Annotated in this window: 12 protein-coding genes; 4 read left to right on the forward strand and 8 right to left on the reverse strand. The window is 53.4% G+C overall.

Annotated elements, in window-relative coordinates; genetic code table 11:
* Positions 1–367 precede the first annotated feature (367 nt).
* Complete coding sequence (locus STSP2_RS03370; protein WP_146659851.1) at positions 368–625, forward strand: hypothetical protein; 258 nt, start codon at positions 368–370, stop codon at positions 623–625.
* Between the two features lie 316 nt (positions 626–941).
* Positions 942–3,455, forward strand: a complete 2,514-nt coding sequence (locus tag STSP2_RS03375; RefSeq protein ID WP_146659853.1) for an ATP-dependent Clp protease ATP-binding subunit — start codon at positions 942–944, stop codon at positions 3,453–3,455.
* An 85-nt stretch (positions 3,456–3,540) separates the two neighbouring features.
* On the opposite strand, the gene STSP2_RS17470 is transcribed toward STSP2_RS03375, so the two are convergent.
* Both STSP2_RS17470 and STSP2_RS03385 read right to left on the reverse strand, forming a co-directional pair.
* Positions 3,541–4,647, reverse strand: coding sequence for a formyltransferase family protein (locus STSP2_RS17470; RefSeq protein WP_205847987.1), 1,107 nt, complete (start codon positions 4,645–4,647; stop codon positions 3,541–3,543).
* 79 nt (positions 4,648–4,726) lie between these two features.
* Positions 4,727–5,452 carry a zinc ribbon domain-containing protein gene (locus tag STSP2_RS03385; RefSeq protein WP_146659854.1) on the reverse strand — a complete coding sequence of 242 codons (726 nt, stop codon included), beginning with the start codon at positions 5,450–5,452 and terminating at the stop codon, positions 4,727–4,729.
* Between the two features lie 245 nt (positions 5,453–5,697).
* Between STSP2_RS03385 and STSP2_RS03390 the strand changes: the two genes are divergently transcribed.
* Both STSP2_RS03390 and STSP2_RS03395 read left to right on the forward strand, forming a co-directional pair.
* Entirely contained in the window at positions 5,698–7,626 is a 1,929-nt protein-coding gene (locus STSP2_RS03390; RefSeq protein WP_146659856.1) for an OPT family oligopeptide transporter, read from the forward strand.
* 9 nt (positions 7,627–7,635) lie between these two features.
* Complete coding sequence (locus STSP2_RS03395) at positions 7,636–8,751, forward strand: M20 family metallopeptidase (protein WP_146659858.1); 1,116 nt, start codon at positions 7,636–7,638, stop codon at positions 8,749–8,751.
* Between the two features lie 907 nt (positions 8,752–9,658).
* Here STSP2_RS03395 and STSP2_RS03400 read toward each other — a convergent pair.
* From STSP2_RS03400 to STSP2_RS03425, 6 genes are all read right to left on the reverse strand, one after another.
* Positions 9,659–10,039, reverse strand: a complete 381-nt coding sequence (locus tag STSP2_RS03400) for a Minf_1886 family protein (RefSeq protein WP_169852945.1) — start codon at positions 10,037–10,039, stop codon at positions 9,659–9,661.
* Between the two features lie 64 nt (positions 10,040–10,103).
* Positions 10,104–12,116, reverse strand: coding sequence for a methionine--tRNA ligase (metG, locus tag STSP2_RS03405; protein WP_146659861.1), 2,013 nt, complete (start codon positions 12,114–12,116; stop codon positions 10,104–10,106).
* Between the two features lie 29 nt (positions 12,117–12,145).
* Positions 12,146–13,291: a PSP1 domain-containing protein gene (locus STSP2_RS03410; protein WP_146659863.1), complete on the reverse strand. Its 1,146-nt coding sequence runs from the start codon at positions 13,289–13,291 to the stop codon at positions 12,146–12,148.
* A 90-nt stretch (positions 13,292–13,381) separates the two neighbouring features.
* The gene (locus STSP2_RS03415) at positions 13,382–14,500 is read right to left on the reverse strand and encodes a DNA polymerase III subunit (protein ID WP_146659865.1); all 1,119 of its coding nucleotides are present in this window, start codon (positions 14,498–14,500) and stop codon (positions 13,382–13,384) included.
* Complete coding sequence (gene tmk, locus STSP2_RS03420) at positions 14,497–15,129, reverse strand: dTMP kinase (protein ID WP_169852946.1); 633 nt, start codon at positions 15,127–15,129, stop codon at positions 14,497–14,499. The genes STSP2_RS03415 and tmk overlap by 4 nt, the downstream gene beginning before the upstream one ends.
* A gap of 32 nt (positions 15,130–15,161) precedes the next feature.
* Entirely contained in the window at positions 15,162–15,932 is a 771-nt protein-coding gene (locus tag STSP2_RS03425) for a hypothetical protein (protein WP_169852947.1), read from the reverse strand.
* Positions 15,933–15,947: the final 15 nt, after the last annotated feature.

The raw sequence follows: 15,947 nt of genomic DNA on the forward strand, positions 1-15,947 counted from the left end.
CCAATCTGCCCCAATCAGAAACCATTTTCCCATATGATATATCTAATTGTCCTAAAAGTCAAGGTGGTCGTTTAGATCATGATATCAAGTGCATCGGAATCGCTGTTCTTGAGTGTTTTATGCATTCTTTTGCGTGTGGTTTTTGCAGTCAGGGCAAGGTTTTTAGTATTCGAATATGGGACGTGGAAGTATTGGCGAAAAATTCTGCAAACAAAATTTTGTCGCCGGAGTACTTAATTACGGCCCGGCAAAACAGGGTTAATCCTAAGTAGGAATCTTTCTTGTTTGAGGCAGACGATCTGTTTCCGCAGGAAGCCTTGGGATCTGTTGTTTATTTTTTCCTATTTATTCCTGGAAAGGGGCAAAAATGGAAAAGCACGTATTTGACATGAAGCTTAGAGAATTGGTTGCGGAAATGGGCAGTTTTGCCAAAAAGCAGGGAAAATGCTCTGAAATTCTTGCTCGAAACACACACAGATCCAAGAATCTAGCGGGATCAAAAGAGTCGGTTCAGGATTCCCTTCATAATCTGACAATCGGGGTTAAGTATTTGCTGTTTGATCTTGAAGCGACCAAAAGGGAAAATGAGTACCTGAAAAAAATAATCGAAAATTCCGAGTCATAAAACTTCCAGCGTTTTTGTCAATTCAGCGGGGCCTTTCCGGGCCTCGCTTTTTTTGTGCGCAATCCTAATTTAACTGACATCTGCCAAAGTTCAGTAATCATTATGACGATAGAACTTGTATGAAATTGATTGCCCACGCAGTCAGGCAAAAGGCGGACGAACAAAATCGGAGTTAGAGCATATTATTATTGGCCAGTTCGGATAAGAAAGTCAAAGCTGGCGATGTCACAGTTGACAGTGTGCCGAACGCGGTTAGAATTCAAAGTTAGAGCACAAAGCGATATTACACAACAGATCATAAATTACGAGGAACAAGATGTTTGAACGCTTTACAGACCGTGCCAGGAAGGTGATGGCGTTAGCTAATCAGGAGGCTCAGCGGTTCAATCACGAATATATCGGAACCGAGCACATTCTTCTTGGTCTGGTAAAAGAAGGCAGCGGCGTCGGTGCCAACGTCCTTAAGAATCTTGACGTTGACATCAAGAAGCTGCGTCTGGAAATAGAAAAGCTCGTAAAGAGCGGACCGGATATGGTTACGATGGGCAAACTGCCTCAGACTCCCCGTGCCAAGAAGGTGATCGAGTACGCGATCGAAGAGGCCCGCGCACTGAACCATAATTACGTGGGAACCGAGCACATACTGCTTGGTTTGCTGCGTGAAACAGAGGGCATCGCTGCACAGGTACTAATGAACCTCGGTCTCAAGCTCGAGAACGTCCGGCAGGAAGTCTTGAACCTGCTCGGAGCCGGTGTCGATACGAGCTATCAGAATATGGGAATGAAAATGGGCCAGAAAGGCGCACAGAAACAGAAAAGCAAGACGCCCGCGCTTGACAGTTTCGGCAGGGACCTGTCGGAGCTTGCTGCCGAGGGCGAGCTCGATCCGGTTATCGGCAGGCAGAACGAGATCGAGAGACTCGTTCAGATCCTCTGCCGGCGAACGAAGAATAACCCGGTACTGCTCGGCGAAGCCGGCGTAGGTAAGACCGCGATCGTTGAAGGTCTTGCTCAGCGCGTCGTCAGCAAGGAAGTGCCGGAGATATTGAAAGAAAAACGCCTCGTGGTTCTCGACCTCGCGATGATGGTTGCCGGTACGAAGTATCGCGGCCAGTTCGAGGAAAGGATCAAGGCTGTTATCAACGAGGTCCGCAGGGCGGGCAACGTGATACTGTTTATCGATGAGCTGCACACGCTGGTCGGTGCAGGCGGTGCCGAGGGAGCTATCGATGCTTCCAACGTACTAAAGCCCGCTCTGGCTCGCGGCGAGGTTCAGTGCATCGGTGCGACGACGTTCGATGAGTACCGCAAGCACATCGAAAAAGATGCCGCCCTCGAGCGAAGATTCCAGACGATCGCGGTAGAACCGCCCAACAAGGAAGAAGCGGTCGAGATCCTCAAGGGTCTGCGTGATCGCTACCAGGAGCACCACAAGGTCAAGTTCAGCGATGAGGCTCTGCAGCAGGCTGTCGAGCTTTCTACGAGATATATCACGGGCAGATGTCTGCCTGACAAAGCGATCGATGTTATCGACGAGGCAGGCGCACGTGTCAGGCTCAAGAACATGACCCCGCCGCCGGACCTTGCAGATATCGAGGCAAAGATCGAGGAACTGCAGGAAGAAAAGGATCTCGCTGTCCGCAACGCTGATTACGAACGTGCGGCTTCTCTGCGCGATGAGGCTCAAAAGGCCGCCGAAGAGAAAGAACGCATACAGCGCGAATGGGCACAAAAGAATGAAGAAGAGGCCGGCGAAGTGGACACAGAGGTTATCGCTGAAGTCGTCAGCAAGATGACCGGCGTCCCCCTGACCCGTATCGAAAAGCAGGAAGCACAGCGTCTGCTCGAACTCGAAAAAGAGCTGCATAAGACAGTCGTATCTCAGGACGAAGCGATCAAGACGGTTTCCAAGGCCATCCGTAGGGCGCGTAGCGGCCTGAAGGATCCGAACCGTCCGGTGGGCAGCTTCCTGTTTATCGGCCCCAGCGGTGTCGGTAAGACGCTGCTCGCGCGAGCGCTGGCTGAGTTCATGTTCGGCGATCCGGATGCAATGATCCAGATCGACATGAGTGAATACATGGAGAAGCACAACGTCAGCCGACTGGTCGGTGCCCCTCCCGGATACGTCGGTTACGAAGAAGGCGGCCAGCTCACCGAACGCATCCGCAGACGGCCATACGCGGTACTGCTGCTCGACGAGATCGAAAAGGCGCATACCGACGTTTACAACATGCTGCTGCAGATCATGGAAGAAGGCCGACTCACCGACAGCTTCGGCAGACAGGTCGACTTCCGCAACGTCATCCTGATCATGACAAGTAATATCGGTGCGGACCTGATCAAGAACCAGTCCGGTTTTGGTTTCGGCAAGCGTACCGAGGAAGCGAACTTCGAAAAAATGAAGCAGCTTCTCGACAAAGAGATCGAAAAGTTCTTCAGGCCCGAGTTCATCAACAGGCTCGACGCCAGGATCGTGTTCCAGGGTCTTACAAGGGACGACCTTGTCACCATCGTGGACTACGAGCTGAACAAGGTTCTGCGTCGTCTCATCGAGCACGGCCTGCACCTCGACCTTGACGATGCTGCTAAGGACTTCCTGATCGACAAGGGCTATAACCCCGAATTCGGTGCACGTCCACTGCGTCGAGCGATCGAGCGGTACATCGAGGATCCGCTCAGCGAAGCGATGCTCCGCGGCGAGTTCAAGGGCAAGAGCCTGATCAAGATCAGCGTTCAGGACGAGGACAACCTCAAGTTCGAGGGACTGTCCGATCCTGACATCGCAACCAATGAAGACGTAGTGGTTCACTCGCAGGGCGAAGAAGAATAGTCCCGCTGATCACACAAATACAAAGGGCGGTCGTTCTCGAACGATCGCCCTTTTTCAATGCTTGTAAATTGTGATGGGTGAAGGATTAGAACAGGTTCGCCTGGCCCCTCGGTTTCCGGCTGGCGGAGGCTTCTTCGATGAACACCTTGCCGTCACGTATGCTCAGACGATCTTCGCTGAACAGCCGGATCGCTTCGGGGTATGCGATGCATTCTTCCGCGAACACCCGTGACGCGAGCTTCTCCGGTGTGTCATCAGGCTTCGCAGGGCAGCACCGCTGAATGACGATCGGCCCTTCGTCGTATTCGTTCGTGCAGAAGTGCACCGTACACCCGCTCACCTTGCACCCGCGATCCAGCACTGCCTGATGAACGTGGTTGCCCCACATCCCCTTGCCGCCGAAGCTCGGCAGCAGCGAAGGATGAATATTCATCACCCGGCTGTCATACTTATCTGGTATCTTCCACAGGCACAGCCAGCCAGCCTGGACGATCAGATCGACTCGATTCTCGTCCATTATCTCGACCAGCCGATCGCTGAATGCGTCCAGATCGGGCAAATCTTTCTTGCGTACGATCTCCAGCTTATGGCCGAGCTTCCTGGTCAGCTCGACGCCTTTGATCTTTGCACGCGAGCAAACCGCCACAGCAATCTCGGCATTGAGCTTGCCAGCTTTTATCTGCTTATCAATATTTTCCATCGTCCGACCGCCCCCGCTGATCAGCACCCCCAGGCGGAGCTTTTTGCCTTTGGGCTCAGCGGGCACATCGCCTTCGATCTCCACGTCAGCCCTTGCGTCCATCGCTTGATTCGCAAGTGCATCGGCTTCTTTGTTGTTCTCGCGATAGACGTGCGAAACTTCCCAGCTCGCAAAACTGTCCAGCAGCTCGACGCACTGCTTGTAGATGCTCTTGAGGTTCGGGCTCTTTACCTTGTAAATGCCGTTGAGCTGCTTGGTCATAAGCTCGCTGTCGGTGAAGACCTGCACGTTCTCGAAATTCATTTCGCTTGCCGTGCGAAGTGCTTCGAGCATGCCGGTGTATTCGGCAACATTATTCGTGGTCTTGCCCAGGTAGACACCTCGGCCGAGGATCAGATTGCCCTCACTGTCATAAAGTGCATAACCGCTGCCGCCCGGGCCCGGATTGCCCCGGCTCCCGCCGTCGGTGTATATGGTGATCTGGTTAGACAATTGGAAATCTCCCCGGTTTAGCATCCCTGCAAACTATTGACTGCAGCAGGGGCTGGATCTGTCTACGGAAATAATCTTATCAGGAATGATACACGAGGATACGGGTGCAGTTCGAACACCGGATGATCTCATCTTTGGTCATCAACTGATTGACCACCTCCGCCGGGATCCGCATATAACAGCCGCTGCAGTTGAATGAAGTGCTTTTGTCGCCCTGATCTTCTACTTCCGCGATCGCTTCGCCGTCATAAGTTTCCGCCACGCGCTTGAATATCTCCAGAGCGTTCGGCGCGATGTCCTTAGCGGCTTCGTCCCACTCCTTCTGGATCTCTTCGATCTGCTCTTCGTACTTGGAAGCCTCCGCCTCAGACTCCTTCCGCATGTTATCGACGACTTCCTTCTGCTCCTCGATCTGCTGCTGTATTTCCTCGCACGCCGCTTTGTCCGTGTCGATATTTCCCATCAGCTCCAGAACCTGCGCCTCGATCTTGGAATTGTCAGCCTTGGAAGTGTTCAGTTCGGTTAGGATAGACGCGTACTCTTTGTTGGTCTTTGCGGTGTTGAGGGCCGCGCGGTACTTGGCGATATGGTCATCGCGGTGCTTCATCTCGAGCTCCAGCCTGTCGGCCTGGACCTGGGTCATTTTGATCTCTTCCTTTTTGGCAGCCAGTTCGCTCTTAAGCGCCCTGAGCTTGTTTTCCTGGAAGATGACGCGTCTTCTGCACCTGGTCAATTTGGATTTTACGGCGCGAAGGCGATTTTCCACACTCTGCAGTGCCATCAACCCTTGAAGTACTGGTCCCATTAAAGCTCCTTTATTTACTTTTTACACCCGACTAAATTATCAGTTTCCTATTATGTTTAAAAGGAGGCGTTCTTCAACAAAAATCCTTTTGTTTTTCGTTACCGTCCCATCCAGCAGCGCAGGGAATAGTTTGAAATCTGAGTTTATGCCACTATAATCGCATGCCATGATGTTGCTTTCCGGCCCACTTGGGTCTCATCGGAGAGTGTGTGAGTTGATCGAACCAATTTCGGAAGGGAATTAAGGTGGACAATAACAAGGGCTTAGCGGAACTTACGATCAAAGCAATTGTTCTCGGTGTGCTTCTTTCAGTCGTTCTCGCCTCGGCGAACGCATACCTGGGACTGTTCGCGGGTATGACCGTTTCGGCGTCGATCCCCGCAGCGGTGATGTCGATGGGCATACTTCGTCTGTTCAAAAAGAGCAACATACTGGAAAACAACATCGTCCAGACAGCGGCCTCAGCAGGCGAATCCCTGGTTGCAGGTGTCATTTTCACCCTGCCAGCCCTAATTATTATGGGCTTCTGGGAGGATTTCAGTTTTATATGGGTAACGATAATTGCAGGGTTCGGCGGCATTTTGGGTGTGCTTTTCACCATCCCATTGCGTCGCTCACTGATCGTCGAGGCTGATCTAAAGTTTCCGGAAGGTATCGCTACTGCTGAAGTACTCGAGACCGGTCAGAAGGGCCACGGCATCAAGCACCTTGTTCAGACTGCCTGTGCCGGAGGCATCTTTAAGCTGGGAGCCGATTTTTTAGGGCTCTGGGGTGCCAAGTTCGAAGTGGCAAGAAGGATCGGCGGTTCTGTGGCCTATTTAAGTTCGAGTTTGAGTCCAGCCCTGTTTTCGGTGGGCTTTATTGTCGGTCTAAATATTGCGATTCTTATTTTCCTTGGCGGTGCGGCAAACTGGTTCATCGCAATACCTGCTTATCTCGGCTTTGTGGACTGGCCCGTCCACGCCGATGGAACGGCTATGAACGCGGCGAAAGCAGCTAATGCTATATGGGAGACTAAGACCCGTTATCTGGGCGTTGGTGCAATGGTAGTCGGTGGTCTCTGGGCAGTGATCCAAATGCGCAATACTCTGGTAACCGGTATCATGAGCGGTCTGAAAGCATATAGAAGTGACGGCGGCAAAACCCAGGAAATGGACCGCCAGGAAAAAGACATGCCAATGAAAATAGTACTGATGATGATCATGTGCTCGATAGTACCGCTGTTTCTCGTTTATCAGGTTTTCGTTGACGATGTCTCGGTTTCGCTGCCGATGGCGCTCGTAATGATTGGATGCGGATTTGTATTTTCTGCTGTGGCGGGTTATATGGCTGGCCTGGTAGGCTCGTCAAGTAATCCTATCTCGGGTGTGACGATCGCTACTGTACTGATCTCATCTTTGCTGTTGCTTTTACTTATGGGCAAATCCGCTGAGAAGGGCCCGCCTGCGGCCGTTATCATCGGTGCAGTTGTTGCATGTGCGGCTGCGATCGCGGGTGACAATATGCAGGACCTCAAGGCGGGTCGAATTGTCGGTGCAACACCCTGGAAGCAGCAGGTTATGCAGATGGTAGGCGTTGTGTCTTCGGCGCTTGTGATCGCTCCGGTACTTATACTGCTGCAGAATGCATATGGTTTTGCCGGTCAGCCCGATCTGCCGGCCGGCGTAGAAGGATTAGCTGCTCCTCAGGCAAACGTAATGGCCTCAGTTGCCAAGGGCGTTTTCGAGGGCGGTCTTCCGTGGAATTTCCTGTTCGCGGGAATGGTGATCGCCGTTGGGATCATTCTTTGTGATCTGTATCTGGCTAAGCTCAAGAGTGATTTCCGCATGCCTGTTCTGGCAGTGGCGATTGGTTTTTATCTGCCTTTGTATTTATCTGTACCTATTTTGCTTGGCGGGATCGTAAGCAAGGCAGTCAAAACCTGGCATCGCAAAAGAAAGAGCACTAAAGAACAGGTTGGTATCTCTGCCAGGAACGGACTGCTCATGGCTTCGGGTCTGATAACAGGCGAAGCACTTATGGGTATATTTTTGGCGATCCCGATCGTGATGCTCAAGGGCAAAAAGGATCTGCCGTTTGTTGACTACTTGTGGAGCCCTGTTACTGGAACCGTTCTGCTGCTCGGAATAGCATTCTGGGTTTATAAGGTTGCCACCGCCAAAGCTGCGAAGTAAGGTGTAATCGTGAAAACATTGCTCAAACAACTTGTCATGGCCAGATCCACCGCCGATATAGGCGAACTCAGGGCCGCGAAGGTGCTGCGGGACTATCTAGAGCCGTTAGGGATCGACTGCGACGTCGACTGCTGGGACACCTGCCGGGCGAACTTTACCGCTCATCTCGGTTCCAACGGAGATCGGCCCGGCCTTCTGTTCGCCGGACATCTGGACGTGGTCCCGCCAGGCGATGCTGTCTGGTCGCACCCGCCGTTCGAGCCGGCGGAGGTCGAAGGCAAGATGTATGGACGCGGAACCGCGGACATGAAATCCGGACTGGCGGCAGTGGCGGCGGCGATCGCTGAGATCAAAAATGAAGACACTGAGCTGGCAGGCGACGTCATCTTCACCGCGACTGCTGACGAAGAGACCGGCAGTTACGGCATCAAGCGTTTCATCGAAAAGCGCACTCCGCATCTGTCACGCTTGCAGGGCATAGTCGTGCCCGAACCGACCGGCCTGGAAATCGTCACCGGTCATCGCGGCATACTCTGGCTGGAATTTCGCACCCACGGCAAAACCGCCCACGGCTCGATGCCCGAGCTGGGCGTCAATGCGATCACGCGAATGCTGCCGCTGCTCAACAAGCTCAACGGCTATGAACTGCCCGCCGATGAGGACCCGATGCTCGGCAGGTCCACGCTGAGCATCAACGAAATACACGGCGGCAAGGCGACCAACGTCGTGCCCGACGCATGTTCGCTCAAGATCGATATTCGCACTTTGCCCCAGCAAAGCCAGGAAGGACTCATCGAACATTTCCAGCAGATGGTCCGCAAGATCGGTGTCGAGCACGCGGACTTCGATGCGGATATCGAGGTGATCAAGTCTGTCGAGGCGCTGCTTACCGACAGCAACTGTGAATTCGTCAAGAGTTTAAGAAGGGCGACCGAAGGCAAGAAGCCCGGCATCGTCAGTTATACCACGGACGGACCGTGGCTTGCCGAGCTCGGTGTGCCGGTGGTGATATTCGGGCCGGGCGAACCCAGTGCATGTCATAAACCGGACGAATACGTCGAACTCGATCAGCTCGAACGGGCGAAGGATCATTATAAGGATCTGATACTGGAGTGTCTGGCGTAGAAGCTGGTGCTGGTTCGGCAGGCGGCTCCGCGTTTTGCTGTTTCGGCTGGAACGTCATCAGCACTATCGCCGCGATTGCGACCAGTATGCCGATCAGCGTAGACCTGCAGATCTTTTCGCGGAAGATAAGGATTGCCGCGACCGCGGACAGACTTATCACGCCCGCGTGATTGACGGGAAACACCACGATGCCGGGCAGTGACAGAAGTGCGAGCATCAAAAACAGACTGCTCAGCCCGTTGGGGATGCCCAGCGTCAGACCCAGGCCGATATCGCTCAAGCGGAACTCTTCCTTTTTCGCCAGTGCATACGTCCACGCGAACACAGCCGCCACCGCAAAGAGAATCGTTATAAACCCTTCCATCTGAAAGTCGCCGAAATTCTCTTTGAAGATCTTGAAGCTGACCGCGTTTATTCCCATGCACACGAACAGCAGCGTCAGTATCGTGCCCTCCCGCAGAGTCACATACTTGCTCGCCGATCCGTTTGAGGGTCTTGCCTGGCTGAAAAAATACATCGCCACCGCAGCCAGCGTTATACCCGCGATCTGAATAGCTGTCGGTATCTCCCGGTAAAAGAATATGCTCGTTACCATCGGCAGGATGATAGCGAGACGGCTGACCGCGACGGTCAATGCCGCACCCACCGATGCTATCGAGGAGATCATCAGCGTAAAAGCGACGAAATAGGAAACGCCCGTAATCGCTGCAAGGCTGGTTGCCGAAAGTGACAGAGGCTCGAAACCCTTTATCTGCCAGAGTACGAAATTGATCAGGCTGGCGACGATGTAGTTGGATGCGATAAGTATTGTCCTGCTGCCGCGGCGCTGCGCCTGCAGCTTGAGGATCATAGCAACAGCGACCGAGCTGAGTATCTTCAGAAGGAGGGATATCATGGCTTGAGCCCGCTATTGAGGTTCAAACCGGAACTCTTTTTCGAAGACCCGCTCAAAATCGAACACATCGTCAAAATCCTCGATGCGGTCCTCTTCCTGCGCACTCATCCAGTTATGACCGATCATCAGATACACGATCTCGCCGAAATCCCTGGTCGTATGCAGCCCCCACTGATTCAGCACCAGCTTGGCGAGCCTGCCCCATCTCTGCTGAGCGAGGTCACCCAGACCCCACGCCAGCTCCTGACCCGTAATATGCCGCGACTCGGTTTCGGGCAACTGGTCCTTCTTCAAATTAGCGACGGTCTGGCCGAGACCCTCATATATGAACTCCAGGGCCTTGGGATCGTACCTGCCGTCTTCTCTTGCGATTTGCTGAATGGTTTTTTTCATGGCGTTTACAAAGAAAACCGGCACAGGCATGGTGACCTGAGCCGGTGTGCAAACAAATATATTTCTAGTGGACCCGCTGGCCCGGTTCTGCTCCGTCGTCGATCCCGAGCATGAACACGTCTTTTCCGCCCGGACCCGCTGCCAGTATCATTCCCTCCGATACGCCGAAACGCATCTTACGCGGTTTCAGGTTTGCCACACAGATAACCTTACGACCCACAAGCTGTTCCGGCTCATACGCCTTGGCGATGCCCGCGAATACGTTCTTCTTCACGCCGCCGATATCGAGCTTGAGCTGCAGCAGCTTGTTGGCACCTTCGACGTGCGAAGCCTCTTCGACTTTCGCAACCCGCAGGTCGACCTTCATCACATCTTCGATGGTGCATTCAGCCTCGATCGGTTCGTCGAGTTGCGGTTCTTCTTCGGTGGTCTCTTCCTGTGCGAATTCTTCCTTGCTTTCTTCTACCATTGCTTCAACCTTTTCCTTTTCTATTCTCTCTACAAGTCGTTTGAATTTGTTGATCGTTTTGTTTTCGAGCACGTTCTCAACGTCCGCGAGCTTCAGGTCCTCCACGTCCAAAAAGTCCTCGATCTTCGCCGCATAGCTCGGAAGCACGGGCTTGAGATACGTCGTCAAAATGCGTACCGCATTCAGTATCGCGGTCAGATTCGTCCGCGTCTGCTCCGGATCGGTCTTGATCGTCACCCACGGCTGTTTGTTCTCGACGAAGCGGTTCGCTTCATCCGCCAGTGCTGCGATACGCCTGACAGCGGCAGCATAATTCAGCGAATCGTAACTTCCCACGATCTCCTGCTTCGCCGCGATCAGTTTGTCGATCAGTTCCCTGCCTTCGCCGTCCAGCTCACCGAGCCTGCCGTCGAGCTTCTTGGTAAGCATCGGCCCCGAACGACTCGCCAGGTTCGCCATCTTCCCGACGAGTTCCGAATTGACCCTCGCGATGAAGTCGTCAAAGTTCAGGTCCATATCCTCCACGCCGCCGGTGAGCTTGGTTGCGTAATAATAACGCAAATACTCAGGATCGAGGTGGTTCAGATACGTCTCCGCCTTGATGAACGTGCCCTTGCTCTTGCTCATCTTCTGGCCGTTGACCGTCAAAAAGCCGTGAATGAACAGCTTGTCAGGCGTCCTCATCTTGCCCGCCATCAGCAACGCCGGCCAGAACAACGCGTGAAAATACGTGATGTCCTTGCCGATAAAGTGATACAGCTCATACTCGCCGCTGTTCCACATCTTGTCAAAATCCAGTCCGTGCTTGTCGCAGTAATTCTTGCACGATGCCATATACCCGATCGGCGCATCCAGCCAGACATAGAAAAATTTGTTGTCCTCGCCCGGTATCTTAAAACCGAAGTAGGGCCCATCACGCGAAATGTCCCAATCACGCAGCCCCGTCTTGAACCACTCATCGAGCTTGTTCATCACGGACTGCTGCACATATCCGCCCTTGATCAGTTCCGTCAACGGCTCCTTGAACTCAGCAAGCTTGAAGAAATAATGCGCACTCTTCTTACGTACCGGCTCCGCTCCGCAGTTCGCACATTTCGGCTCGATCAGCTCCGTAGGCTGATGCGTTCCGCCGCACTCGTCGCACGAATCGCCGTACTGATCCTCGGCCTTGCACCGTGGACACGTACCGCGAATATAACGATCCGGCAGCCACATATCGCACTTCTCACAATAGGCCTGCTCGATGTCACGCCTGGTTATCGCTCCAGCCTCGACCGCGCGGTTATACAGCATCTCACTGAATACGCGGTTCTCATCGGAATGCGTCGAATAGTAGTTGTCGAACTCTATGCCGAAACCTTCAAAGTCCCGAACATGCTCGTCATGCACCCGCTCGATCAACTGCTCAGGCGTAATGCCCTCGCTGCGAGCCCGGATCATGATCGGCGTGCCGTGCGTATCGTCCGCACAGAAATAGTGACATTCGTTGCCGTTGAGTTTCTGAAAGCGAACCCATATATCCGTCTGCAGATACTCGACCAGATGGCCGATATGGATCGCTCCGTTTGCATACGGAAGTGCCGAAGTTACAACAATTTTACGTGACATTGAATTTTCCTGCTAGATTTGTTGTCGATTTATACGCTGTCTTTAGCCTGCGAGTTATCAGGTCGGTCGCCGGAGCTGTTGCTCTGCGAACTCTCATTGCGGTCAGTATTCCTGTTATCCTTCCTCTTCCGCCTTCTGCGACGCTTGCTCTTCGGTTTCTGCTGCTGCTTCTCCGAACGCGTATCACGCGCCTCAGTCTCTTTACCCTTGTCGCCGGCCTGCTTCTGATCTCTGCCCTCATCCTGTTTACCGTCCTTGGCCTGGCCCTTGTCCCTGCTTCCGGGCTTGCCGACTATCTCTATCTCGTCAACCGGCACAGCCTCGCGATTCGAATTCGGATACTGCACGACAACCAACTGCGTCAGAATGCTCGTGTCGACAACCCTGCCCTCGCCGGCCTCGGTCTTCACGATCGTACCGCGTTTGGGCAAACGTTTCTTGAGATCCTTATACGTGTCGTGCTCATACCGCAGGCAGCATTTGAGCCTCCCGCAATGCCCCGATATCTTCGACGGGTCCAGCGTCGCCTTCTGCAGCTTCGCCATCCGCATATTGACCGGCGCAAGAATCTTCAAGAACCTCCGACAGCAGCATTCCTGACCGCACGTTTCATAATCGCTGATCAGCCTCGCCTCGTCACGTGCGCCGATCTGCCGCAGCTCGATCCGTGTCTGGTATTCGCGTGCAAGCCTCTTGACCAGCTCACGGAAATCGATCCGCGTGTCACTCGTAAAATAAAGCACGATCCGCTCACCGCCGAGCAAGTGTTCCGCATCGACGAGCTTCATCGGCAGCCCCATCTCTTTGGCGAACTCCTGGCAGGTCTTCAGCTCTTTCTGCGCGGACGAATCCAGGTGGCGAGCTTCCATTATGTCTTCCTGCGTGGCGTAGCGAACGAAGGTCCCGCCCCGCGTCATCGGATAATCCTTGGAAGCACCTTCATAATACTGATTTACTTCTTCCTTGGAGCATCTGAACTGTCCGTGCTTATGGCAGTGCGGATTAATGATGCTCCCAAGCTCAAGCCCGCGGTGGGTCTTGATCACTACCTGATCACGCTGATTGCTTATGTTCGTCTCGCCATGCTCGAACCAGCCCACATAGCCCATCTTGCCGAAGCGAACCAGCATGCTCTTTTTGTGCTTCTGGCCCTTTTGTTTTTCGTTACTGCTCATTATGTAAAGTTACCCCTTAATGGCGTAAACCTGAAGTTTATATGAAAAGCTGCCGAATTTCCGGTTATTGCCTGTCAAAATACTTAAACACTACATTCTACCACAACCGGCATAGTTCAGCAACAAATCCTCGAAGATCAATCTTTCATTGACGTTCTTTTCGACCCAGATCATGTTTTCACACGCCTTTTCGATATTCTTTGCAGCTTGATCAGGGTCAATCCTCGACGCCATGGTCTTTACTTCCTGCATCTGGTCACTGTTCACCAGATTGTCCTCCAGACCGGCCTGCATTCGCATAACATCCTTGAAAAATGCGATCATCATCCTGATAAGACCCTTCTGAGCCCTTCGATTCAGGTCCGTCTTACTCGTATTTTCGTCTACATCCGCCCAGGCCGCACTGATGCTCTTGGAGCTGTTTGAAAGCCATTCCGCGAAATCGAGCGATCTGGATAACTGATGTCTTGCCAGACCCTTCACCAAAATCTGCTTTATCTTGTAGCAACTGTCGTTTTTCAGCTCCAGCGCGGCCCATTCCATCGCATTCCCGATGCTGCCGTCGCTGAACCTTGCCCAGAAAGTCGCCTCCGTCTGCTCAACTCCATTCGCAGCCAGTCGCTCGACGATCTTCTGCTCATCTATATCGCCAAAACGCAGGACCTGGCACCGCGACAGCGTCGTCGGCAGCAGTTTTTCCAGCCTGCTGCACAGCAGAATGATGCTGCAGTGTCCCGGCGGCTCTTCGAGCACCTTCAGCAGGGCGTTTTGACTCTCGGCATTAAGCTTTTCGCTTTCGCTAAGCACATAAACCGTCGACTCGCTGACCTTCGGCTTAGCAGCCACTTTTTCGATCAGAAACTCGCGTATCACATCGATAGGCATCTGCACGGGCGTCTTTTTATTCTTGCCCTTCTCCGTGAACCGCACCAGCTCCTTGTAAACATGGTGAAAATCGGGATGCCCGTCACCCTCGAACAGCTTGCACGACTCGCATACCCCGCAACTGTCATAAAACTTACCGTCCTCTGTTTGCCCGCTGACCGGCTCCTGGCACAACAGCACCTTCGCCCATTCCCGCGCGGTCTTGTATCTGCCCACGCCGTCCGGCCCGGCAAATATATATCCGTGCGCCAGCCTGCCTGCCGCGTATGCATTCTGCAGCGTCGAGATTGGCTTGTCCTGACAGAATATATCCTTTAGACTCACTTCGCTCCTCCCAGATGCTTTTCAACCGCGATGACAACGTCCGCCTGCACCTGCTCAACCGTTCTCGATGCGTCCGCAACCTCGACCGTATCGCTCATCTTCGCCAGTTCAAGAAAGCCCTCACGAACCTTCATATGATAAGCCTGCCCTTTCTGCTCCATCCTGTCAAGCTCACGATTCATCCTCCCCGCCGCGGTCTCCAGATCCACGTCCAGCACCACCGTCACGTCAGGCCAGACCCGCTCCAGGCAGTCCTCGCCCAGCTTGATCACTTTCTTCACGCCGAATCCGCCCGCCCAGCCCTGGTACGCGCACGTGCTAGATATCCAGCGGTCCATGACCACGCACTTGCCTTCCCGCAATGCAGGTCCGATCTTCTCCTTCCATAGCTGCGCTCGCGCCGCCATATACAGCAGCACCTCGACATTGTCCGCCATGCCCGCATGATCGACATCCAGCAGTATCTCGCGGATCTTCTCACCTATGACCGTCGTACCCGGATCGCGAAACCCCACCACTTCGCTGCCGTTGCTTCGAATATGCTCAGCCAGAAGCTCGGCCTGAGTACTCTTTCCGCAGCCGTCCGGCCCGTCCAGCACAATAAATTTTCCGTCAAATCTGTTCGTCACTTCTACATCTTTCAAATGCCCGCAAAGGCACACTATTCATTTCCCGGATCCTCACGCTCGGGCGGCGAGGGCATCCGTTCTGTGATATATTTCATCGCGGGCAGATACGGCACAAAGAACAAAAGGCCGGCTGCAACGCCGATCACCGCAAGCGGAATATATCGAATCGGACCCGTGTCCTTCATCAAGGGCCATGCCTGCATCAATCCATTGGCAACTGCTTGACACACCACATAAATCACTATAGGGCCGACCATGCTTTTGACCGGGAACTTTTTCGAAAGGCTGAACGCTTTCAATGCCTCGTTCGTTCCGGTGGTAATGAAAATCGGCGGTATCAGCAGCACGGGCCTGGCGACTATAATGCTCGTGAAAAACGCACTTATCTGCTGCACCCAGACCGAAGGTGCTTCGTCCGGCGGCAGTTGCAGGATCATCCGGTGGATTACCACGTAGAAAGCAAATATTATGACCGAGCTGACAAGGCCGATTATAATATTGAATCGCAGCATCCGCCAGAAGAACCGCCTGCCGATGATAAGCAGCTTCGCCGGATCCTGCTGATACGTACCCTCTCTGTACGCCGTCTCGAGAAAGCCCATGGTTATCATTACATAGAACACTGCAAAAAACGTTACACCAGCAACCATGGCGAACAGGGACCATTCCGAAACCTCAGGCTCCTGACCCGCAGCATCGTTCAGTCCCAGCAGCATGCTCGGGATAAAAATGCCCGAACCAAGGATCGCTATCAGCAGAACTTCCTGCCATCGTTTTTTCAAAATCGTCAATACAGGGGGCAAATCAGAACCTCTGGT

The sequence above is a fragment of the Anaerohalosphaera lusitana genome (genome assembly GCF_002007645.1).
Lineage (GTDB): Bacteria > Planctomycetota > Phycisphaerae > Sedimentisphaerales > Anaerohalosphaeraceae > Anaerohalosphaera > Anaerohalosphaera lusitana.

Bases quoted from the DNA above. Each gene is read 5' to 3' on its own strand.
- STSP2_RS03370 (WP_146659851.1), top strand. From the start codon at position 368: ATGGAAAAGCACGTATTTGACATGAAGCTTAGAGAATTGGTTGCGGAA.
- STSP2_RS03375 (WP_146659853.1), top strand. From the start codon at position 942: ATGTTTGAACGCTTTACAGACCGTGCCAGGAAGGTGATGGCGTTAGCT.
- STSP2_RS03385 (WP_146659854.1), bottom strand. From the start codon at position 5,452: ATGGGACCAGTACTTCAAGGGTTGATGGCACTGCAGAGTGTGGAAAAT.
- STSP2_RS03400 (WP_169852945.1), bottom strand. From the start codon at position 10,039: ATGAAAAAAACCATTCAGCAAATCGCAAGAGAAGACGGCAGGTACGAT.
- metG (WP_146659861.1), bottom strand. From the start codon at position 12,116: ATGTCACGTAAAATTGTTGTAACTTCGGCACTTCCGTATGCAAACGGA.
- STSP2_RS03410 (WP_146659863.1), bottom strand. From the start codon at position 13,291: ATGAGCAGTAACGAAAAACAAAAGGGCCAGAAGCACAAAAAGAGCATG.